Origin of the sequence: Clostridium sp. (assembly GCF_051654825.1) — a bacterium.
Lineage (GTDB): Bacteria > Bacillota > Clostridia > Clostridiales > Clostridiaceae > Clostridium.
In genome coordinates this window covers 28,717-52,038 of sequence record NZ_JBOFYU010000232.1, presented here as the reverse complement: position 1 = coordinate 52,038, position 23,322 = coordinate 28,717, and the positions used below count along the sequence as shown (strand labels likewise).

General features: G+C 28.5%; 18 protein-coding genes and 1 other annotated feature. Of the genes, 2 read left to right on the top strand and 16 right to left on the bottom strand.

The features are described from left to right. Window positions 1-111 precede the first annotated feature (111 nt). The 11 genes from ACRDBA_RS14015 to ACRDBA_RS13965 all read right to left on the bottom strand — a co-directional run bounded on the left by ACRDBA_RS14015 (window position 112) and on the right by ACRDBA_RS13965 (window position 9,706). Entirely contained in the window at window positions 112-540 is a 429-nt protein-coding gene (locus tag ACRDBA_RS14015; protein WP_438573546.1) for a hypothetical protein, read from the bottom strand. A gap of 85 nt (window positions 541-625) precedes the next feature. After that, the gene (locus tag ACRDBA_RS14010) at window positions 626-1,789 is read right to left on the bottom strand and encodes an MFS transporter (RefSeq protein WP_438573545.1); all 1,164 of its coding nucleotides are present in this window, start codon (window positions 1,787-1,789) and stop codon (window positions 626-628) included. A 141-nt stretch (window positions 1,790-1,930) separates the two neighbouring features. Beyond that, window positions 1,931-3,097: an aminotransferase class I/II-fold pyridoxal phosphate-dependent enzyme gene (locus ACRDBA_RS14005; RefSeq protein ID WP_438573544.1), complete on the bottom strand. Its 1,167-nt coding sequence runs from the start codon at window positions 3,095-3,097 to the stop codon at window positions 1,931-1,933. Continuing rightward, a complete protein-coding gene (locus ACRDBA_RS14000) occupies window positions 3,094-3,576 on the bottom strand; it encodes an Lrp/AsnC family transcriptional regulator (RefSeq protein WP_438573543.1) in 483 nt (160 codons plus the stop codon). Before ACRDBA_RS14000 ends, ACRDBA_RS14005 begins: the two co-directional genes overlap by 4 nt. 43 nt (window positions 3,577-3,619) lie before the next feature. After that, window positions 3,620-3,868 (bottom strand) — a binding site (T-box leader). A 69-nt stretch (window positions 3,869-3,937) separates the two neighbouring features. Continuing rightward, window positions 3,938-4,774 carry a TerC/Alx family metal homeostasis membrane protein gene (locus tag ACRDBA_RS13995; RefSeq protein ID WP_438573542.1) on the bottom strand — a complete coding sequence of 279 codons (837 nt, stop codon included), beginning with the start codon at window positions 4,772-4,774 and terminating at the stop codon, window positions 3,938-3,940. 95 nt (window positions 4,775-4,869) lie between these two features. After that, window positions 4,870-5,250, bottom strand: coding sequence for a hypothetical protein (locus ACRDBA_RS13990; RefSeq protein WP_438573541.1), 381 nt, complete (start codon window positions 5,248-5,250; stop codon window positions 4,870-4,872). 190 nt (window positions 5,251-5,440) lie between these two features. Continuing rightward, a complete protein-coding gene (locus ACRDBA_RS13985) occupies window positions 5,441-5,869 on the bottom strand; it encodes a threonine/serine exporter family protein (protein ID WP_438573540.1) in 429 nt (142 codons plus the stop codon). Between the two features lies 1 nt (window position 5,870). After that, window positions 5,871-6,635 (bottom strand): threonine/serine exporter family protein, encoded by a 765-nt coding sequence (locus ACRDBA_RS13980; RefSeq protein WP_438573539.1) that lies wholly within the window; start codon window positions 6,633-6,635, stop codon window positions 5,871-5,873. 55 nt (window positions 6,636-6,690) lie between these two features. After that, window positions 6,691-7,206, bottom strand: a complete 516-nt coding sequence (locus tag ACRDBA_RS13975) for a thioredoxin family protein (protein WP_438573538.1) — start codon at window positions 7,204-7,206, stop codon at window positions 6,691-6,693. A 122-nt stretch (window positions 7,207-7,328) separates the two neighbouring features. Then, on the bottom strand, window positions 7,329-8,966 hold the full coding sequence (locus tag ACRDBA_RS13970) for a hypothetical protein (RefSeq protein WP_438573537.1): 1,638 nt from the start codon (window positions 8,964-8,966) through the stop codon (window positions 7,329-7,331). 122 nt (window positions 8,967-9,088) lie between these two features. Beyond that, on the bottom strand, window positions 9,089-9,706 hold the full coding sequence (locus ACRDBA_RS13965) for an NUDIX hydrolase (protein WP_438573536.1): 618 nt from the start codon (window positions 9,704-9,706) through the stop codon (window positions 9,089-9,091). 141 nt (window positions 9,707-9,847) lie between these two features. Between ACRDBA_RS13965 and ACRDBA_RS13960 the strand changes: the two genes are divergently transcribed. Beyond that, window positions 9,848-10,558 carry a PHP domain-containing protein gene (locus ACRDBA_RS13960; protein ID WP_438573535.1) on the top strand — a complete coding sequence of 237 codons (711 nt, stop codon included), beginning with the start codon at window positions 9,848-9,850 and terminating at the stop codon, window positions 10,556-10,558. Window positions 10,559-10,709: 151 nt separating this feature from the next. Next, window positions 10,710-11,147: a GatB/YqeY domain-containing protein gene (locus tag ACRDBA_RS13955; protein ID WP_438573534.1), complete on the top strand. Its 438-nt coding sequence runs from the start codon at window positions 10,710-10,712 to the stop codon at window positions 11,145-11,147. 96 nt (window positions 11,148-11,243) lie between these two features. Here the strand turns inward: ACRDBA_RS13955 and ACRDBA_RS13950 are convergent, their stop codons facing one another. From ACRDBA_RS13950 to ACRDBA_RS13930, 5 genes are all read right to left on the bottom strand, one after another. Next, entirely contained in the window at window positions 11,244-11,555 is a 312-nt protein-coding gene (locus ACRDBA_RS13950; protein WP_438573533.1) for a hypothetical protein, read from the bottom strand. 195 nt (window positions 11,556-11,750) lie between these two features. After that, a complete protein-coding gene (locus ACRDBA_RS13945; protein ID WP_438573532.1) occupies window positions 11,751-12,218 on the bottom strand; it encodes a hypothetical protein in 468 nt (155 codons plus the stop codon). Window positions 12,219-12,318: 100 nt separating this feature from the next. Next, entirely contained in the window at window positions 12,319-12,765 is a 447-nt protein-coding gene (locus ACRDBA_RS13940; RefSeq protein ID WP_438573531.1) for a PTS sugar transporter subunit IIA, read from the bottom strand. A gap of 188 nt (window positions 12,766-12,953) precedes the next feature. Continuing rightward, window positions 12,954-17,972 (bottom strand): glycoside hydrolase family 38 C-terminal domain-containing protein, encoded by a 5,019-nt coding sequence (locus ACRDBA_RS13935; RefSeq protein ID WP_438573530.1) that lies wholly within the window; start codon window positions 17,970-17,972, stop codon window positions 12,954-12,956. Between the two features lie 300 nt (window positions 17,973-18,272). Further along, on the bottom strand, window positions 18,273-23,300 hold the full coding sequence (locus tag ACRDBA_RS13930) for a glycoside hydrolase family 38 C-terminal domain-containing protein (RefSeq protein WP_438573529.1): 5,028 nt from the start codon (window positions 23,298-23,300) through the stop codon (window positions 18,273-18,275). Window positions 23,301-23,322 lie beyond the last annotated feature (22 nt).

The following is a 23,322-nucleotide window of genomic DNA, read 5'->3' as shown; positions in this document are numbered from 1 at the left end:
TATTTATAAACAAATTATATAAACTGTCTTTTTCACGTATTTTCTAAATAAAAATGCAATAACCATAAGGCTATTGCATTTTTGTTTAGGAACGTGAATATGGTGGTTAAATTAGTTATTACCTGTAATTTCTTTCTCTAATTGATAAAGACGTGCTCTTTCTTCTAAAGTAAGAGGAGTTTCACTTTCTCTTTTATTTATTAATTTTTCTAATTCAGTGTATTGCGCATCTCCAAGCTTACTTTTAATGACCTTAGTTTTATATTCCTTTAATAAACACTTTTCTTGAACAGATAAATATTCTCTATTTTCAACCTTTGTTCTAAATGAATTTACTTGTTCTTTTTCTTCAGAAGATAAAAAACCTTCATTTTCTGGAGTCCAAAACTCGTCGAACTTCATTGTGCTTTGTGGAGCAAAATTATCGACTGATACTCTAAGACTATTAGGTTTACACTGCTCAGCCTTTGCAATTACAGTATTTGATGTCTGAAATGACATTAAAGCTATTACTGATAAAATTAATAATCTCTTTTTCATGCCTTGGTTACCTCCTTGACACATATTCACATTATTATTATTACAAAAATAAAATATATTAAGCACGGCAAAAAATGTATATTTTTTATTCTCTATTACTAGGCTTTACTCTACATGAGAAAATAAAGGTTAATGTAAGTGCAATAGGAATTATAAATATGGCTTTTTCTATACCAAAGTTATCTGAAGCAAATCCAATAGATAAATTAGTAGTTGTATTAACAATACCAGCTAAACTTATTATTAAGCCAGTTATAAAAGCAACATTTACTTTAAATAGATCACTAATAACTATAATATATGTTGGGAATATTATAGAGAAGAATAATCCTGAAAATGATATTAAGTATAAACCTGATTCACCTAAAAGTAACCCAGTTACAAATAGTATAGCAGCGATAAGAGAAAATATATTTATTGATTTCAAAGAACCTATTTTTTCTGCTATAAAACCACCAAAGAATCTTCCAATAGTTAAAAATACAAAAAATAAAGAGATAAACGATGCTATTTCTGATTGTGATAAATCTATAAATTTATTTTCTATGTATATAGGTAACCAACGACCTGTAGCTTGTTCAGATATAATATAAAATCCTAAACTAAAGGTAAGAATCCATATTATCTTCTTGTTTAAAATATCCTTTAAGTTTATTTTTGAATCTTTTTCCTTAGTATCTCTATTACTTGATGTAGGTATTTTAATAAAGATAAATATTGCAAAGGTTATAATAGCAAATAATGCTCCAAATATATAAATTTCTCTCCAACTAATCCCTTTATCTATTAACACACCTGATAATTTCTGTGAAAAAGATAATCCTGCTCCATATGAAAAATGTGTTAAATTCATTATTATAGTTTGACTAGTTATCCATATTAAAGGTATTACTGTATTAGCTGCTATAGAAAGCATTCCTAAGAATAATTGAATTAATATAAATCCTATTGTGAAAATATTAAAATTGTTAGCTGATGCTAAAATGATATTAGCTATAGATGCACCTACTAATCCTATTAAGAATAATTTCTTTTGTCCAATTTTTTCACAAAGACTTCCACCTATAAAATTAAAGATTAAATAGGCTAAAGATCCAAGTGTAAACATTAGTGAATATCTACTATCAGATAAAGCAAATTCACTTTTTATAGAAGAACCAAATATGTTTATAAAGCCCTCTGCTGAAGCCATAACAATCATAATAACAAGTATCATAAAGGTTGAAACGTATTTATTTTTAATATTCATGTAACTAACTCCTTTTCTTTTGTTTTGCCATTAATAATACTACCATAATAAAAATATTTTTAAATGTTTTTATAAAAATTTGTTGTATATAATTCAAAAATTTAAAAGGAGAAATCTTTATTCTAAGATTTCTCCTTTTTATTATTTAAGACTATTAACAAATCTTTCAATCCTTTTTAAAGCTTCCATTATATCTTCCATAGATGCTGCATAGCAGGCTCTTATAAAGCCTTCACCACAATCACCAAAGGCATTGCCAGGTACAGCTAGGACTTTTTCACTAAGAAGAAGCCTTTCACAAAACTCATCTGAAGATAATCCAGTAGTTTTAATACAAGGGAATACATATAATGCCCCTAACGGCTCAAAACAATCTAAACCAATTTTTCTAAAGCCATTTACTAAAACTCTTCTCCTTCTATTATATTCACGAGCCATTTCTTCAACGCTAGAATCACCATTTTTTAATGCTTCAATTGCGCCATATTGAGCTGTAGTAGGAGAACACATTAAAGCGTATTGATGAATCTTCTTTAAAGCATCTATTAATACAGGATGCCCACACACATACCCTAATCTCCACCCTGTCATTGCATAAGCTTTTGAAAATCCATTAATAACTAATGTTTTATCTCTTACTTCTTCAAAGGATGCTATAGATACATGTTTTTTATCATAGGATAACTCTGAATATATTTCATCTGAAAGAATAATTACATTTTTATCTTTAAGAACTTGCACTATACCTGCTAATTCTTCTCTTGTCATAATCGCTCCTGTAGGATTATTAGGAAAAGGAATTATAACTACCTTTGTCTTTTCTGTAATTGCCTCTTCTAGCATTTTTGGAGTAAGCTTAAAATCATCTTCAGCTCTTAAATTAATAACCTTTGATGTAGCCCCTGTAAAGGCTGTACATCCTTTATAAGCTACAAAGCTTGGCTCAGGAATAATAACTTCGTCACCAGGTCCTACTAAGGCTCTTAGGGCTAAATCTATTCCTTCACTACCTCCAACTGTTACAAGTATCTCAGTTTCAGGTTTATAACTTAAATCATATCGTCTATTTAAAAACTTGTTAATTTCTTCTCTAAGTTCAATAAATCCTGCATTTGAAGAATAATGAGTATGTCCTTTTTCTAGTGAATAAATACCAGCTTCTCTTATATTCCAAGGAGTAACAAAGTCAGGCTCACCTACACCTAATGAAATAACATCATCCATCTCGTTTATAAGGTCAAAATATTTTCTTATTCCTGAAGGTGGCATTTCTCTTACATTTTTTAAAATCATATCTTCTAAAATCATATAAATATAGCCTCCCTACCATTTGATTTTCTTTCTTTAAATATAGTACCATGATCCTTATATTTCTTTAGAACAAAGTGAGTTGCAGTTCCTGTTACATATTCTTGAACGGCAAGTCTACCTGAAACAAACATTGCAACTTCCTTCATAGTTTTACCTTCTACTATTACAGTTAAATCGAATCCTCCTGAGGACATAAGATAGCATGCCTTTACCTGTTTAAAGTTATATATTCTTTCTGCTACCTTATCAAAACCATCGCCTCTTTGTGGTGTTATTTTAACTTCTATTAATGCTGTTACAGTTTCCTTACCTGTATTTTCCCAATTAATTAAAGTTGTATAACCTGCTATAATGCTCTTTTCTTCATAATCTCGAATAGCTTCTCTTACCTCTTCAACAGTTTTTCCAGACATTACAGCTATTTCTTCATCACTATATCTACTATTCTTTTCTAAGATTTCTAGTATTTCATCCATTTTAAATCCTCCATTTCTTTATAATAAAAAAACCTTCATCCCAAAAAGGGACGAAGGAATAACTTCGCGGTACCACCCTAATAGATAAATAAATTTATCCACTCAGCTAGAATAATTAAATTCTATCCTCTATAACGTGAGGAAATCGTCATTACCTACTTAAGAACTATGTTCAAATTTCTCAATAAGAGATTCAAAGGCTGCTTCTATTAAGATTACCTACTAAAGTCACACCAAATCTTTAGCTCTCTAAAAGGGTTCTCAATATACTCTTCCTAATCACTATCTTTAAAATATTAATTTTTTATATTATACAAAAATATTTTAGTAAATTCAATAGTTTCAGAATATTATTTCTAATTTAATGTCTATATTTTCTATGTCCATCATCAAATATTAAAGAAAATAAAATACTTGTTAATAATATAATAACTATCATTAAAATAGATACTAAAACGGATAATTCTATATTAAAGAATAATAATATTAATTTAAGTCCTGTAAACATTAATATAAATGCTACACCATGCTTCATATATCTAAACATATTATTTAATCTAAGAAGGATATAATACATACTTCTTAATCCTAATATAGCAAATATATTTGATGTATAAACTATAAATGTATCTGTAGTAACAGAAAATATAGCTGGTATTGAATCAAGTGCAAATATTACATCTGATGATTCTATTATAACTAAGATTACAAACAATGGTGTTGCATATAAAATGTTATTCATTTTTACAAAAAACCTATCACCATGAATTGTATCAGTTATTGGTATAATACAGTTTATTAATTTAACTAATACGTTGTTTGTAGATACTTTTGTTTCATGTTTATCTAATAACATCTTAAAGCCACTTATAACTAAAAGTCCTCCAAATATGTATAATACCCAATGAAATTTATGAATTATCCCTACTCCAAGCAAGATAAAAATTAACCTTAGAATCATAGCACCAAAAATTCCGAACTTAAGTATTCTTTCTTGATATTCTTCTTCAACATGGAAGGTAGAAAATATCATTAAAAATAAAAATAAGTTATCTAAGCTTAATGACATTTCAATTATATATCCACCTAAGAATTCTATACCTGCTCTTTGTCCACGAGTAATATATACATATATATTAAACAGTATAGCTAAGGTGACCCAAAAAAGTAGTTTTAAAAAAGATTTTCTAGCTTTCATTTTAACCTCACAAATATTTATTTACATATAAGTTATATGATTGCTTTTACATATTTATTTCTAAAAAAATAAAGTTTATGAATAAAACATAAACTTTATTTAAAAGTAAGCTTTTTAATTTCTAGTATCTCTTTAATTTTATTAATTACTATTTCCTCATTAGATTCCCAGTTATCTTCTATAAAAGATAAGTTTTCTACTATAGTATCTATTAAAATATTAACCCAGCTAACTATTTTCCCTTTACTTATTACTTTGTTATCATGCTTAACAGTAATAGTATTATTATCATAATTTATTGTTACATCACTTATTCCACTTAATAAATTTAATGACTCCATTAATAAGTATTCATATACCTTATATTTTTCTTCAATACTTATTTTTTTACTAAAAACTAAATCTAAAGTGTTTTCATCTTTTTGAATATCTTTAAATGATAAATATTTTTTAATAAATAGACCTTTAATGCCCAAAATTACTACCTCTCAATACCTGTTTTTTTATATTCTTTTAATCCATCAAATGATGGCTCTTTACCTTGTTCTAAACACTTTTCTACATATTCAATTAAAATATAAATACTCATAACATATACCTCTCTTTATAGTTTTATTAATGTATATGTTATGAGTATTTGAATTATTCAATACTTATATTTATTATTTAATTTTTTTTATGCTTAATAATTAATTTTGTTATTGTAGAAACAAATATTATACCTAAAGCTAAAGAACCAGCTGCTGCTAAGGTTTGAATACCTGTTTCTAAAGACTTCATAATATTACCTGTAATTGCTTCTACCATTGTATAATACATTCCTCCCCCTGGAACTAAGGGGATTAATGCACAGATAACAAAGGTTGTCACAGGTGTTTTTAATATTCTTGCAAAAATTTCTGAATATGAGCTTAAAGCAACAGAAGCTAAAAATAATGCCATTGTTTCAGAAAGATTTATCATAATACATGTTTTATAAACAAACCATCCTAATGCACCACATAATGCTGCAAAAATTAAATTCTTATTTTTTATATTAAATAATATACCAAATCCTAATGATGCAATAAATGCTGAAAATACTTCTAATATCATCTTAAATTCCTCCAAAAACACTCATCCAAAAGCTAAGAACTGATCCTGTTCCAATTGCAACAGCAATGGCTATTAAAAAGGCTTCTGCCCCTCTAGTTAATCCAGATACTAAATCACCTGCTACAGTGTCTCTAATAGCATTTGTAATAGCTAAACCAGGTACAAGAAGCATTATAGATCCTATAATAACCTTGTCCATATTATCTGCTAATCCAAGCTTAATAGATATAATTGCAAGTAAAGCTAAAGCCCCTGCTGAAATGCTGTTAATAAAGAATTGATTTATCTCAATACTTTCACCCTTTATTGTAATATATTTAATTATTAATCCTATAAAAAATGCTGATATAGCATCCTTAAGAGAGCCTTGAAATAAAAATACAAATCCAAAGGCTCCTAAAGCAGAAAATAATAAAGTTGTATTAAGAGAATATCTCTTTCCATGATCTATTTCCTTTAACATCCCCTCAAGTTTATTTATAGAAATATTATTTCCTTGAACACCTCTTGAGATATCATTTACTAAATGTATTTTATGTAAATCAACAGATCTATTTGAAATTCTTCGTACTAATGAATATGTTTGTCCATCTTTTGAAACTGATACTATTATTACTGTTGGTGTTGCAAAACTATCTGAGTCTTCTACCCCATATACCTTACAAATTCTATTAATAGTTTCTTCAACTCTATATGTCTCCCCACCGCTTTCTAACATAATTCTTCCTGCATATGTTGCTACATGTAGTATTTTGTCAATATCCATTTTAGCCCTCATTTCTAATAAAATAATTTGTTAATTTACAGCTTTACTAATTTTGTTATTTCAATTTATTATCCTCAAACCATTTTAAAGCACCTTCTACTGAAAAGTCCTCTTCTTCGCTCCATTCATATTTATTATCTAGCTTTCCATTTGAATATTTTGCTAAGCTTGGAGTTCCAAACATCTCATATTTATCTCTAAATACTTTTAAATCATCTTTATTTAAATAAAGTTCTTTTAAGTTAAGAAAATATAATTTTTTATCTAACTCATATTCATCAATTAGCTCTAAAAATGGTTCTTCAAAAGCATCACAATCCTTACAAGAAGGGTTACCTATATATACATAAAACTCTTCACCGCTATTTATTTTTTCTTCAAAAGTAAATTTATTTAAAGATGTTAACTTATGATATAAGTTAGTAAAAGAATTGTTAAATTCATTTACTTGAGCAGTTGATTCATCTAATTTTACTTGTAAGTTAGTTGATTTTGTATAAAAATAGACACTACTTCCTAAAGATCCTATTACAAGGCCACAAATTAAAATATTTATTATCGTTTTCTTCATATGAAATCACTCCTAATTTATAGATTTTTACTACATAACCTAAATATTCTATAAATTATCAAAAAAACCTTTTTTTATTATAAAGCTGTATATTTACTATACATTAATATACAGCTTTATAACTATTTTTTCAAATAAATCTTTCCTTCAGTTCCTGTAATATAATAACCTACCTTTATACCTTCTCTAAATTTAATATAATAATTTTGATTTTGATAATCATCTAAAAGTGTTTCGTAAGGTATTTCTGACTCTAAAATATTATAGCAATGCATTTTATAGTGAATTTTAGATTCCTCTTCTTCAACATACATTATCCATCTATCACCATGAGTCTTAATAACTTTGTATATTACCCCGTTAAGTATCTGACGCATATCTAGGTCTTTAATTTCTACATCTACAGTTTTATCTGTTAACCTTATCTTTCTTGGGCTTTTTATATTTTTAACTTCATTTGTATATAAATAATACTCAACAACTTGTTTATTTTCTTTAGCAAAATTAAATTTATCATAGTCGGCCTTAGAAAGCCTCTTTTTCCTTAAGATTATTTTATCATTATTATCTTTATTTAAACTTAATAAAATTATTGTAGTTCCTTCTTTTGATTGATAAATTTCTCTTATAATACCTTGGTCTTTAAAGGATTCATCATCTACATCTAATTCTATTCGATATTTCTTAAATAAATAGTCCTTTATATTTTCATTTTTTTCGCTTAAAAGAAGGTTTTTGAAAATTTTATAATTTATATATAAGTTTCCGTAGTAATAATTTACTTTTTCTCTATCATTGAGCTCAGTATATACTTTAATTAAATGAACATATGCATATAAAAGCCTTCTATAATAACTATCCTCGCTTATTTTTTCCTTTGATTTAGTAGGCCGATGGTTAATTGCTTCTATCCTTGCAAGTTCTGCAAACTTAACTGCTTCTTCATAATCCTTTTCTTCTATTTTTATAGTGCATAACTCATTTATTATTTGACATTTTTTCATATGAGCAGAAGAATCTTCTTTAAAGTCAATATTTATGGCTTTATCTATTTCATTTAATGCTAATGAATAGAAATAAAACTTATCTTTGTTATTAACAGAGTTAACTCCAAATTCATATAGAATATCACTATAAATAATGCAGGTCTTTTTTATTTCAATATTATTTTTAGAATTAACTAAAATACTTTCAATAAGTTTTTTAGCTTCTAACAAATCTTCGTTTGATGTTTTTCCATAACTTGAGTTAAATTTATAGCAAGATGCTAAAGAACATTTAGTTTTACTATTTTCAGGATCTAATACCAAAGCTCTTTTAAGCTTGTCTATTGCACTTTCTTTAGAAGTTTCAAACTTAGAATCTATTCTTAATCTTCCTTCAAGTAAATTACTTTTTTCTATTTCTCCATATACTTTCCAAGTTCTTGCTAGATTTATAAACTCTTTTTTAGTAGACACCTCTTTTATTATATTATTACTAACTCCTTTAAAGGATTGTATATGAGCTTTTATAATATATATTTCTGGATGTTTATAATACTTTAATATATTATCAATTTCATTTAAGGGATCTATGTTTGCATAATTATCAGAATTAATATTTTTGAATAAATCCATTGCTTTAAATAAATAATCTATTTCTATATCACTTGTTCCTTCTTTTATGTTTGATAATATTTCTTCTACTTCTTTTTTACTATAGAAATAAGTTTTTTGAAGCTTATTATCTATATATTCTCTATCATAATTGCCATTCATTTCCCTCACCCCATTCTATTTTTTTATATACTTAATTATATTAGTGTTACTAATAAACATATTCATTGATTTTATAAAATATTAAAATAAGTCATTAATAAAATATTATTAATGACTTATACCTATAATTCCTTATACATTAATAGAAAGTTTTGAAGTATCTTTGCTGTAATTCCCCAAATAACATAATCTTTATATATATAAAATATTGAAGGATACTTTCCACCCTTAAACTTATATTGTTTTCCATTATTTATTAATTCATAAGGGAAGCTTTCATTTCTTTTAACAATTATTTCATTATCATAAATTAAAGGTTTATGAGTAAGTAAAAATTCCAGTGGAACTAAAAATATATGATCAACCTCATCTTCGCTAATTTTAACTTTACTTATATCTTTTATATAACCTACAAAAGGGTGAATAAGAAGGTCATAATGAGTAGTTAATACATCTAATGGTGCAATTATTTTAAACATATCTTCTTCTAAACCTAATTCTTCATATACTTCTCGTTTTACTGCGTCTAGTGGTGATTCACCTTTATCAATTTTTCCTCCTGGAAATGAAATATCACCTGGTTGACTTCTCATATTCTTTGATCGTACTTGAAAAACTATATAATCCTTATTATTATTTTCTACTATTAATATAGCAATTGAGGCACGTTTCATTTCTTGCCATCCATTAATATATGCTTCATAATTATTGAATTTATTTTCTAGTTCTTTAATCATCATATATCTCCTCTTCTTTAAAGTCTTCTATAAATATATTATATGATAAATTTAAAAAAGGTTTAATATATATATAATTTAATGTTACTTTTTGTTGTAGTAGTGAATACAATATACTATATTAATTACAATATGGAGATAAGAATGTACACAAAAGGTGATTTTCATATGCATACTATTGAATCAGATGGTGATTATACTCCAACAGAAGTAGTAATAATGGCTAAAGAAAGTGGCTTAGATGTTATTTCTATAACTGACCACAATACTACTAATGGAGTAGAAGAGGCAATTAAGGCTGGTGAATGGCTTGGAGTTAAGGTAATTCCAGGTATGGAACTTTCAACAAGATTTAATGGTAAAAAAACTCATATCCTAGGATATTTTACAAATGATATATATAAGGATAAAGATTTTTCACGTTGCCTTAGATATATAAAAAAGCATAATATTAGGTCTCTGCAAGCAATTATAGGAAATAGTTATGAAAATATTGATAGAAAAAATGTTAATAAAGCTAAATTAGATACAGAAACAGGTATAGATTTTTTAAGATATTTTGGTGCATGTGTTGTTTTAGCACATCCAATAAGAATTAAAGGTGGAATCTTGAATCAAGTTTTAAATTTAAACTTTGATGGTATAGAAGCTATTTATTCTAAAAATTCTAGTATTGATACTGAACACTTCAAAAACATAGCAAGAGAAAAAGGATGGATTTATACTGCTGGATCTGATTTTCATTCAGATTTAAGAGTAGATTCTAGACATGGAAGCATTGGACAAGTTCACTTGAATTCAGAAGAAATTGAGTTGTTAATTTCAAAATGTGTTGTTTCAAATTTAAAAAGCTAAAAAAAGAGGATGATTTTAATTAATCATCCTCTTTTATACTATATAAATTTAATTAAGTACTTAACATAAAAAGAACTCTTTTGTATAATATGTATATATATGATAATTTATCTTATTTTATCATAAAAAAGAATAAAGTGAGGTTACTTAAATGTTAAAGGATTTATTAAAGAAAAATGAAATAGCTGCAATGAAGGCTAGAGATAAGGCTACTGTAAGTGTATTAAGATTAGTTAATGCTGATATTAAAGCCTTTGAAGTAAATGAAAGAGAAACAATATCTGATGAAGGTATTATAAAAATAATTGAAAAACAATTAAAACAAATTAAAGAAGCTCTACAATATGCTGAACAATTAGGTAATGAAGAAAAAATCGCAGAAGGAAATTTTGCAATTAACTTATTAACTCCTTATTTACCAGCTCAATTAAGCGAAGAAGAAGTTTCCGCAATGCTTAAGGAAATTATAGAATCAAATAATTACACTGCTGCTGATATGGGTAAAATAATGAAAGACATTATGCCTAAGGTAAATGGTAAATTTGATAGATCTAAGATAAATCCTATGGTTAAATCCTTATTAGGATAAAAATAAAGCTCAATTTATGTAAAAGTTAAATTGAGCTTTTATTATTTAGAAAGGCATTAGTATAAAGAAGAAACCCCCTTTATACTAATGTTATTATTAATACCTAAAATTATATTTATTGTTGCCAATAGTTGAAACTACATATCTTTTTCCATTATAGACAACCATTGCAGGTCTACAAAAAAATCTTCTACATATAAATCTTCCGTAAACATCTTTGTAATCTACTACATAATAATGTGTGTATCTGGAATAATTTTTTGCATAATAATTGTTTCTATTAATATAATTGATTCTTCCTTGTACCACAATCTCTCTACTTTTAGATTTACCATTTAAATTAATTTGGTTTTGCTTAGTATTTAGACTTCTAGGTATATAATTTTGATTTATCATTAAAGTATTCATCTTTAAACTCCTTACTAAATAATAATATATATTTTACTATATGCTAACATCTTTAATTAGGATAATAGTAATTTAAAAGCCCAATTTAGTTTTCTAAATTGGGCTTTTCATTGCATAGAAAGGATATATTATAATGAATATGGTAGAGGATAAACCTCTACACATATTCATTTATTAAAATATTATAAAATTTAACTAACAGCAGTGTTTATGCATCTTTCCACAGCCATCTTTAGCTACTAAAGTAGTTGCTCCTAAATATTTGCATCCACAATAAATAGTTTTAGTATGATAGTGATAAATATTATAATCACGAACAAAATCTTTAATATAATTAACGTCTGTTACATGAATATGATTATATCTTGAATAGTAATTGTTATAGAAATTTTTGTTTACAACTGAGAATTCTTTTCCATTTATTGAGAAATGTTTGTCAAACTTTCTAACACGTCCCTTTGGAGGTTTGCAAGGATTTGGGCATCCTACAGGTCCTCTTCCACATTCTGATTTTTCAGAACATTTAGGTTCCATGCTGATTTCACATCTATGGCTCATACTTTCCTTTTCAAATCCTGATGATTCCATTTCAAATCCTGATGATTCCATTCCATAACTTTCACTTTCATTAAAGCTTTCATTTGAACATCTACAAGTATACATAATATAATACTCCTTTCTAAATACAATAAATTGTTTATACTATACTATATGCAAAATAGACTATAAATTGACAAAAAAACTCAATTTTTATAATTTCTTTTTAAGAAACTCTTTGTTTTAATAGAGCAGCTAAAGTTTCCTTTGAATTTGATTTCTCTATTTTTCCTCTAAAATCATCGTCCATTAAGCTTACAGCTAATACTTGTAAAATTTTTAAATGTTCATTTCCTTCTCCTTCTGGAACTGCTATAAGGAATATCATTTTTGCTGGCTCATTATCCATGCTCTCCCATTCTACTCCTTCATTACTCTTTCCTATAACAACTGTAGATTTATTGATCCATTTAGACTTAGCATGTGGAATTGCTATTCCATCTCCAATTCCTGTTGTTGATATGATTTCCCTTTCTAATACATCTTCTACATATTTATTTACATTGCTAGTTCTTTTACCAAGTAAATTAGCTAAATGTCTTATAGTTTCTTCTTTTTCCTTTGTAACTAGATTTAGATCCATATACGTTACATCAAATAAATTATTTTCCATTATTGACTCCTTTCTTATCCAAATAACAGGTATATTAATTTTTTAGTATATAACTAGTATATATTGTAAATTAATTTTGGCATAGTTAGTTATTTTCCTTTAATATGGGTAAATTTATAACAATTACTATTAAAATAATAAGCGGTTATACAAAAATTGTATAACCACCTAATTAACTTTTTTATTACCTACTTAATAGTTCTTACATTAACAGATACTGGTTTAGATTCTTCATTATTATTAAATCTTGCAGCAATCTTAAATCCATAAATAGTATTAGCTCTTAGATTTTCAACTGTACACTCATTAGAATTTGAAGGAACTGTCATGAATTCTTTTCCATCTTTGTATACAACATATTCTTTTAATCCAATTACACTAGTTGGAGAGTCCCATCTTAGGTTAACTGTACTATTTGTAGATGATGATTTTAAATTGCTTGGCTTAGCTACTATGATTTCCTCATTATTTTTAATATTTCCTGTATTTATAGCAAATATCTTTATTTTATCATTATTTGGTAAAGTAATATCCTTAACAATTTTGTTTTCATCAAGAGTCATTGGATACATATTAATACTAACCTTTTTATTATCGATTGATGCTGAATCTGGATTACCACCGCCATTATATAATCTGTGTTGATTTTCTAAAACTAAAACTTCATAACTATCATTTTTTGATGCAGAGCACCAATCATTAACTGATATTTCTTTTTCAGTAAATGTACCATCAGTGTAATTAACTCTAAAGTTAGCATTTTGAGAACCATTATTTGCAGAGGCTAAAATATAAATAGATGATGAAATTTTCTCTTCAAGAGCTATTGTTTGACCTTGTGCTTTGACGATGTTATTCTCACCATCATCCTTTGGTCCTATTGTAAATTCTAAATCATCATATTTTAATTGACTATCTATTAAATCTCCATCATAAGCCCATCCAATTCCATCGAAATTACCATCAGCCTTATTTTTAGTTCCACTTCCTATACCGTCCATATTATAGTTAGTATCTAAATTAACTGAAGCATACTCTTCATTTGGTATAAAGATACTTCCTACTTCTGAGGATGGACCCTCACCGAAGTAGTTCTTTCCTATAACTCTAAAGTAATAAGTTTTATTTGGTTCTAAATCTCTTATGGTTACTGAATTAACTTGTACATCATCAATAATCTTCATTTCTTCAATATTATCTGAAGTACCATATAATATTTTATATTTTTCTGCTCCACTTACCTTACTATAATTTAATCCAACTGTTTTAAATCCTCTATTAATAGACGTTATTGTAGCTCCTTCTCCTGGAACTGAATCATTAATATCATTTGTAGGATTAGCTAAAACTTCTATTTCATAAATTCTAGCAACACCATCTTTACCACCATTATCTACTTGTAATTTAACATATCTTGCTTTTGCATCCTTTTTGTGAGTTGTAATAGCTGAAGTATTTCCTCTTACAACATCATATTCTGACCAATTTTGATTGTCATTGCTAATTAATACTTTAAAGTCTCGTGTATTCCAATCTGATCCTTCTCCCCCTGCTTCTGCATGGCTAATAACTACGCTACCAAAATCAGTTTCTTCTCCTAAATCAATTGTTAGCCACTTACTTCCTGATGTAGCACACCACTTACTTCCTAAATCACCATCTACAGCCTTAGGTCCACCTTCATTTGTGTTAACTTGGCTACTAACTGTAACATTCTTATTAAATGCAACATTAGATCCTGCTAATGCACTTTTTACTTCTGAAGCCTCAGCTGTATTACCTGAAATATCTTCTGCAACAATCCTATAGTAATAAGCATCAGGAGAAGAGGATATTTTATCAGTATATTCTGTATTACTAGTTCTAGCTATTAAAACTTCACCCTCCATATTTGCCTTATTGCTTCTGTAAATTCTATATCTTGCTATCTCATCATTATCTGTTGATGCATTCCAATTTAAATATACTTCATTAGAATACATCTTATATGGAGTTTCTACAGCAAGCCCATCAACCTTTGATGGAGATTCAAAATCCTCTTCATTAAATGTAGCGCCATCAACAAAGCTCATTGCCGTAACTCTTATTCCATCTGCATTTGGCATTGTAATACTCTCTACTTCCCTAGTATTATCAAGGCTGATTCTATAAATATATTGATTATTATCAATATCAAGTGTATTTTCCTTTGGTGTATGAGTATGAGTTAATCTTGCTCCTATTGTATTTGTTATATAGGTATCTAAGAAGCTTCCTACCTCTTCCTTCCAATTTCTAAATTGTAAATGTTCTTCTTTTGAAGTTCCATCCTTGTAATTTACAATAACAGTTCCACTTAAATTTGAATTTACTGAGTTTCCTAATATAAATAACCCATCATGCTTTTCATTAGGAAGTTCTATTTCTTGACCTTCAGCCTTTATTACATTCTTCTTTCCATCTTCTTTAGGTCCAAAATTATAAGATACACCTTCACTTATAACTGAATCACCTAATAACTCAGCCGATAAGGCTTCTTTTTTACCTGAATAATCACCATCAGCCTTATTACCATCTGTACTTATACCATCTATATTATAAGCATTACTTAAATCTATTGGATATGATTTAACCTTTGTATTCATGCTATTAGGCATTTCTTTTAATTTAACCTTATATGTCTTAATTTCATGCTTTTTAAGTTCTGTAGAGAATGTATTTCCATTAAATTCAGTAGAAGTATTAGTAATAGGCTCTTCTAATAAATTTACCTCCTCTATACTTTCTATTTCAGCAGGTAATGATATATTAGCCTTTGTTCCTGCTTTCCCTTCTGACTCATATAATCTTACAACTATATCATCAGATTCTTCAGCTTTTTTAACCGCAGAAACTATTACATTTTTAGTATCAGAAGAAACAAATGATTTATTCTTTTCAAGTGCCCCTTCATGTGATGTAGTTTGCATTATATCCATATCATAATTGAAGTTATAAGCTTCTCTAACTGTATCTGCATCATTCCATGATCCTGCATGTGGATAAATTGAGTAATTTATTTCATGATAAGCTCCCCTATCACTTTCACCACCACGACCACTAGATGCCTTTAATAGTGTTAATCTTAATCTATTATCTAAAACGTCCCAACCATACTTAGAATCATTTAGGATACTTACACCATAATCTCCTTCAGTCATATCAGCCCATTTATGTCCTGACACTTCAAATTGTGCTCCTGTAGTTCTATTTTCCCATGATGTATCTCTTTGTATTGCTCCATAAGCAACTTCATAAGTAGCCTTTTCTGGACTTACACTTAAAGGGAAGGCTACCTTAAGACATTTTTGTAGCTCATTCCAATCTACACCAGTTTTAATATCTATTCTATCTTCATTTGCATAAAGAGTAATTTCACTACTGAATTTTGATTCTCCCCATTCTCTCCATACCTTAAATGTTGCTTTAGAACCATTATCCTCTACAAGCTCTATACCTGTTAAACCATTTATAACAGTTGCTTCAGCATTCATATCATCTTTATCTAATTCCCATGCTTCATAACCTGATGGCTTGTCTTGTAAAATATTAAGTTCATTTGCTTCTTTTCCATTTTCCAAGACTTCTTTATTATCATTTCTCTTATCAATTATGCTACTTATATTACCTGTTTCAGGATTTAAAGTTAACTTAAAGTATTGGTTTTCTAATGTATAATCCTCTAAACTTGCTGTAACATTATTTTCAGCAACATAAGAATTTTCTTTTACTTCAGCGCTATAAACTGAATATCCCATAGATGGTACACTCGCTTTAAATAATACAGTAGCTTTATTCCCTTCTATATTAACAACTTTACTTTCTACTACATTTCCATTGGAATCCTTTATTTCTACATCTGAAACCTCATTATCAAAAACTAGTTCCTTTTCTATATATTCATTTCTTTCCCAAGATAATGAGTTAAATAAAACTACTGGTACTCCAGTTGTAGTAGTATTTATTCTTTGAGCTAAAGTATTTAAAGCATCTTCTTTAACTGCATTTAAAAAGTTTAATGCTATTTCAGCATCATTATATGCATCTAAATAAACACCATGTATTGATGATCCAGGTAAAATATCATGGAATTGATTTAAAGCTGTTATTTCCCACGCTTTTTGAATTTTTTCTGCTGGATAATCAATAGCTCCTAATAAAAATGCTACAGAAGCAAACTTTTCAGCTATTTCAGCTAGTATTTCACTATCACGATTATATTTTTTCATTTGAGAAGCTGTAGTATAAGTTCCTCTATGATATTCAAAATATAATTCATTATCTATTGTAGAAACATTTGAACCTTCACTTGAATTAATATCACTTTCTAATGATTTAAATGCATCTTCAGCTAAGCTCATTTCTACATTAGCAATATTTTGATTATTTTTAGTACTTAGTATTCCATTAATTTCTGTACTAGTAGGTCCACCACCATGATCTCCATTACCATATAATGCAATACCAGTACTTAACCCTCTTTGAACTGGTTGGTTTAAAACCTTATCATATGCTCCAGATGAACCAAATCCTCCACCACTCCAGCTATAATCTGTTGTTGGCTTATATGATAATACCGAACTACCATCTGGTGATTGCCAATTAAATACCTCATGAGGCCATCTATTTGTATCATTCCAATTTAACTTAGTAGTTATAAAGTAATCCATTCCTGATTTCTTTAAAATTTGAGGAAAATTATAGCTAAATCCAAATACATCTGGTACCCAACCTACTGTAGATTGAACACCTAAATTTTCCTTAAAATATTTTTGTCCATATAATGATTGTCGTACTAGTGATTCTCCACTAGGCACATTTAAGTCTGGTTCTACCCATTGTCCCCCTGTAACATCCCATTTTCCTTCATTTATTTTATCTTTTATTTGTTCAAATAACTCTGGAAAATATTCCTGTGTATATGCATATAATTGTGCTTGTGATTGTGAAAATCTATAATCATCATACTTGTCTAAATTTTCTATAGCTCTTGAAAAAGTAGTTTTACATTCTCTAATAGTTTCATCAATTCTCCAGTTCCATGCCACATCTAAATGAGCATTTCCTAGCATATGTGCAGTTTTTGATTTATCATAAGCTTGTGTAATTATCGGATTTATCATAGTAGTAGCCATCGTAGTCGCAAATACAAGAGCTGCTAGTTTTTTTGATAAAAATTTTAATTTCAATGTAATACACCTCCATTTATCTTATACCTTAATTATATTTTGAAATCATTTACTACCATAGTTATTAAATTTCCTCTTCACATAGGAAATAATTAATACCATGTAAAAAATTTTATATTAACTATAAAAGAGAGCCCTATCAAAATTAATTTTGATAGGGCTCCACTTATTTATTCAGTTCTCTTAATTTCACCTTTTTCTAATCTAATAACTATTATTAAATTAACAATAAAGGTGTACACTTATATCAGTGAATATTACTAGTTTTTAACTTTACACTATTCACTATTACTTTTTCACTTACTTACTAGTTCTTACATTTATAGAAATAGGTTTTGATTCTTCATTGTTAATATATCTTGCAGTAACCTTAAATCCATAAATAGTATTACTTCTTAACTCATTTAAAGTGATTTCATTAGTTCCAGCAGGAACAGTTTTACATTCCTTACCATCTTTATAAACTACATATTCCTTTAAAGAATCCTTGCTTTCTGGAGTGTTCCAAGTTAATTTAACTTCGTTTTTAGTAGTTTCTGCCTTTAAATTTGTTGGTTTACTAACTACTATATCCTTAATAGCACTTCCTGTACTTATAGCAAAGATATTCATCTTTTCATTATTAGGTAATGTAATGCTCTTTACAGCTTTATTAGAATCTAGTAAGATATGATACATATTCATTGCAGTTCTAATACTTTGTATATTTGCATCATCAGGGTTAGTTCTTCCATTATACAATCTATGTGGCATATCAAGAGCTAAAATTTCTGATTCATTGTCCTTTGATGTAGCACACCAATCTGACATAGTTATATTCTTTTCTACAGATGTTCCATCTACGTAATTTACTTTAAACTTACCAGTTGCTGGACCACTCCAAGCTGAACCTAATAAATATACATTTGTTGCATTTACGTTATTTAACTCTATTTCTTGACCTACACTCTTAATGACATTACTATCACCATCTGCCTTTGATCCTATTTTAAATTCAACATCTCCAACTTTTAATAAGTCAGGAATTAAATCTGAATCATAAAGCCACGCTTGACCATCAAAACATCCATCTGCTTTATTTCCATTTCCACTTGCCATTCCATCTAAATTATAATACTTACTTAAATCATTGATAATATTTCCTTCTAATTCTACCTTAAATTCTTTTATATCAGACTTAGGTCCTTCACCATAGAAATTAACAGGTACAACTTGGAAATAATAAGTTTTTCCTTTTTCAACTTCGGTTAAATCGAAATATGAGTTAGTTACCTTATCAACAACAGTCATTTCATCTACATTATTTGTAGTTCCATATAAAACTTTATAATATTCAGCCCCTTCTACTGGTGTAAAGTTCATCCTTAAGCTACTATAACCTCTTTCAAAGTTAAATTCAGTTACTGAGCTTTGTGGAGGTAACTCAACTAAATCATTATTTCCTTCTGCTAAAACTTCTATTTCGTAAATTCTAGCTGCTACATCATTACCTTGGGTTGGCTTATCTACTATTAACTTAACATATCTTGCTTCAGCATTTTTATCATGTTTAGTTACATCATCAACATTTCCTTTAACTTCTTCATAAACTTCCCAGTTTTCATTGTCATTACTTATTAAAATTCTATAATCTCTAGTATTCCAGCTTGAATTTTCTCCACCTGCTCCAGCATGATGAATATTGATTCCTGTAAATGGAGTTACTTCACCTAAATCAATGTTAATCCAGTGAGCTGTATCTTTACCATCATTAAAGCACCATTTTGTATTTAAGTTTCCATCTACAGCTAATGGACCAGCTTCTCTATCATTCATTTGTCCATCAACTGTAACTGATTTACCTACAGCTATATTAGCCCCAGCTAAAACAGCTTTAATTTCTGAACTTTCACCAGTATTACCACTAGCATCTTCTGCTTTTACGTAGTAATAATATCTTTGTGGAAGAGCTACGTCTAAATCTCTATATTCAGCATCTTCTGTTCTTGCTATTATTTTTGCATCAGACATATCTGCTTTAGTAGCTCTATATACCTTATATCTCTTAACCCCTACATTATCACTTGATTCATTCCATTTTAAATCTACATAACTTGAGTATTGCTTAAATGGGGTTGTTACTTCAAATCCTTCTACCTTTGTAGGTGCTTCTGTATCCTTTGAAGTCTGAACTACACCATCAGCATATGACATTGCAGTTACCTTTATTGCACTTGAATCTGGTAAAACTATAGTGTCAACTACTTTACTAGGATCAAGCTTTAATTGATAAACGTACATATTATTATCTATATCTAATGTATTTTTACCACTTTTATGAGTATGAGTTAATCTTAATCCAATAGTATTATGAACAAAAGTCTCCATATATTGACCTACTTCTTCTTGCCAATCTACAAAAGATAAATATTTTTCTGTTGAAGTACCATCTGTATAATTAACTATAAATTTACCATCGGCCTTTCCAGCCCCTGCTGCATTTCCTAACAAGTACAATGCATCATGTTGTTCCTTTGGTAAGTCTATTGTTTGACCTTCAGCCTTAACTATATTATTTTGTCCATCAGCCTTAGGTCCAAATACATATTTAATACCTTCACTACTTATTGAATCAGGTAATAGTTCTGCAGAGATAGATTCTTTAGTTCCTGTATAATCCCCATCCAATCTATTTGAATCTGTACTAATACCATCAAGATTATAAGCACTTGCTAAATCAATTGGATATGATTTAACCTTAGTATCCCTTTTACCTTCTAAATCCTTTAATTTAACCTTGAATGTCTTTATTTCATGCTTTTTAAAGGTAGTAGTAAATTTGTTTCCATCTACTTCTGGGGATGTACTTCCTTCTAATGAATCCTCAATTAAATTTACTTCTTCTATTGATTCTATTTCGCTAGGTAATGTTATTGTTCCTGATGATCCTTCCTTACCTTCAGCTTCATATAATCTTACTATTATATCATCACTCTTTTCAGCTTTTTTAATAGCAGAAATTATAATATTTTTTGAGTCTGAGCTTGCAAAAGATTTAGTGTTGTTTAATTCACCTTCATGAGATGTTGTTTGAACTGAATCCATAGCATAGTTAAAGTTATACGCTTCCTTAACCGTTTCAGCTTCATTCCAGTTTCCAGCATGAGGATAAATTGAATAATTAATTTCATGCTTTTTGTTTCTATCTGTTAAACCACCATTGTCAGCAGCTGCTTTTAAAAGTGTTAACCTAATTCTATTATCTAAAGTATCCCAACCATATTTAGAATCATTTAATATACTTACACCATAATCACCTTCAGTCATATCAGCCCATTTATGGCCTGAAACCTCAAATTGACCACCAGTAGTTCTATTTTCCCATGAAGTATCTCTTTCTATTGACCCATAAGCAATTTCAAAAGTAGCCTTATCTGGGTTAACACTTAATGGGAATGAAGCCTTAAGAACTTTTCTAAGTTCATTCCATTCAACATCTGTTTTAATATCTATTCTATCTTCGTCAGAATATAAGGTTACATAACTAACAAATTTTGAACTTCCCCACTCTCTACTTACCTTAAATGTAGCCTTAGAAGAGGAATCTTCTATTAATTCAATTCCTGTTAATCCGTTTATTTTAGTAGCTTCAGCATTCATATCGTCCTTATCTACATCCCAAGCTTCCCAATTTCTTGGAGTATCTTCAAGTATAACTAACTCATTAGCTTCTTGCCCTTCTTCTAACACTTCTTTATTTTCATTTCTCTTATCTATAATACTAGAAATATTACCAGTTTCAGGATTTAAAGTTACCTTAAAGAATTTATTTTCTAAGGTGTTATTTTCTGAATCAGCCTTTACTCCATCTTCTACAACATAAGTATTTTCCTTAGATTCTGCTCTATATACTGCATAGCCAGTAGCAGGAACACTTGCTTTTATTAATACAGTTGCAGTTCTTCCGTCTACACTTAATACCTTACTTTCAATTATATTACCTTCAGAGTCTTTAATCTCAACATCACTTACATTTTCTTCAAAGACTATATCTTTTTCTATATATTCATTTCTATCCCATGATAATGGATTAAAGATAACTACTGGTATTCCAGCACCTTCAGTATTAACTTTTGAAGCTAAAGATCCTAAAGCATCTTCCTTAACTGCATTTAACAAGTTTAATGCTATTTCAGCATCATTAAATGCATCTAAATAAACTCCAAGAATTGATGATCCAGGTAAAATATCATGGAATTGATTTAAAGCTATTATCTTCCATGCTTGTTCTATTTTTTCCTTTGGATATTCTATTCCATCTAATAAATAAGCTAATGATGCAAATTTTTCAGCTTCTTCTGCAAGGATTTCTCCCATACGATTATATTTCTTAATCATACCTGAAGTAGTATAAGTTCCTCTATGGAATTCATTATATAATTCATTATCAACTGTAGGTATATTTGATTCAGGATTAGATTCAATATCACCTCTTAATGAATCAAATGCTTCTTGAGCTAATGTCATTTCAATATTAGGGGCATCAGCCATAGAATTAACATTTTTAATTCCATTTAAGTCATTTTGATTAGGTCCACCACCGTGGTCGCCTGCTCCATATAAAGCTATTGCAGTATCAACACCTTTACTTACTGGTTGATCTAAAAGTTCATTATATTTATTTTTATTATTTAAATCTCCACCATTCCATACATAGTCATGTTTTGGTTTGTAAGCCAAAACAGAACTTCCATCAGGTGATTGCCAATTAAATATTTCATGTGGCCATTTATTTGTATCCTGCCAATTTAATTTTGTAGTAATAAAATTGTCCATTCCTGATTTTGATAAAATTTGTGGCATATTATAATTGAAACCGAATACATCAGGTACCCAACCAACTGTTGATTTAACTCCCAAATTTTCATCAAAATAGTTTTGACCATATAGAGATTGTCTTACTAAAGCTTCACCACTAGAAACGTTTAAGTCAGGCTCAACCCATTGGCCACCTACAACATCCCAATTTCCAGCATCTATTTGACCTTTTATACGCTCAAAAATTTCTGGAAAATACTCTTCTGTCCATGCATATAATTGTGCAGATGATGCAGAAAACTTATAATCTGGATTAGTTTCCATTAGGTCTAATGCTCTCTTAAAAGTTGTTTCACATTCTCTAATAGTTTCTTCTACTCGCCATTGCCAAGCAGCATCTATATGTGCATTACCTAGCATTTTAACAGTTTTATCCTTCCCATATGCCATAGTTGTTACAGGTTGTACTAAAGATGTAGCCATTGTAGTTAGCATAACTAATGATGCTAATTTCTTTGATAAAAAATTCAATTTAACTCCCCCTAAAATAATC

Coding starts and splice junctions, on each gene's coding strand:
- ACRDBA_RS14015 (WP_438573546.1), bottom strand. CDS start 540: ATGAAAAAGAGATTATTAATTTTATCAGTAATAGCTTTAATGTCATTT.
- ACRDBA_RS14010 (WP_438573545.1), bottom strand. CDS start 1,789: ATGAATATTAAAAATAAATACGTTTCAACCTTTATGATACTTGTTATT.
- ACRDBA_RS14005 (WP_438573544.1), bottom strand. CDS start 3,097: ATGATTTTAGAAGATATGATTTTAAAAAATGTAAGAGAAATGCCACCT.
- ACRDBA_RS14000 (WP_438573543.1), bottom strand. CDS start 3,576: ATGGATGAAATACTAGAAATCTTAGAAAAGAATAGTAGATATAGTGAT.
- ACRDBA_RS13995 (WP_438573542.1), bottom strand. CDS start 4,774: ATGAAAGCTAGAAAATCTTTTTTAAAACTACTTTTTTGGGTCACCTTA.
- ACRDBA_RS13985 (WP_438573540.1), bottom strand. CDS start 5,869: ATGATATTAGAAGTATTTTCAGCATTTATTGCATCATTAGGATTTGGT.
- ACRDBA_RS13980 (WP_438573539.1), bottom strand. CDS start 6,635: ATGGATATTGACAAAATACTACATGTAGCAACATATGCAGGAAGAATT.
- ACRDBA_RS13975 (WP_438573538.1), bottom strand. CDS start 7,206: ATGAAGAAAACGATAATAAATATTTTAATTTGTGGCCTTGTAATAGGA.
- ACRDBA_RS13970 (WP_438573537.1), bottom strand. CDS start 8,966: ATGAATGGCAATTATGATAGAGAATATATAGATAATAAGCTTCAAAAA.
- ACRDBA_RS13965 (WP_438573536.1), bottom strand. CDS start 9,706: ATGATGATTAAAGAACTAGAAAATAAATTCAATAATTATGAAGCATAT.
- ACRDBA_RS13960 (WP_438573535.1), top strand. CDS start 9,848: ATGTACACAAAAGGTGATTTTCATATGCATACTATTGAATCAGATGGT.
- ACRDBA_RS13955 (WP_438573534.1), top strand. CDS start 10,710: ATGTTAAAGGATTTATTAAAGAAAAATGAAATAGCTGCAATGAAGGCT.
- ACRDBA_RS13950 (WP_438573533.1), bottom strand. CDS start 11,555: ATGAATACTTTAATGATAAATCAAAATTATATACCTAGAAGTCTAAAT.
- ACRDBA_RS13945 (WP_438573532.1), bottom strand. CDS start 12,218: ATGTATACTTGTAGATGTTCAAATGAAAGCTTTAATGAAAGTGAAAGT.
- ACRDBA_RS13940 (WP_438573531.1), bottom strand. CDS start 12,765: ATGGAAAATAATTTATTTGATGTAACGTATATGGATCTAAATCTAGTT.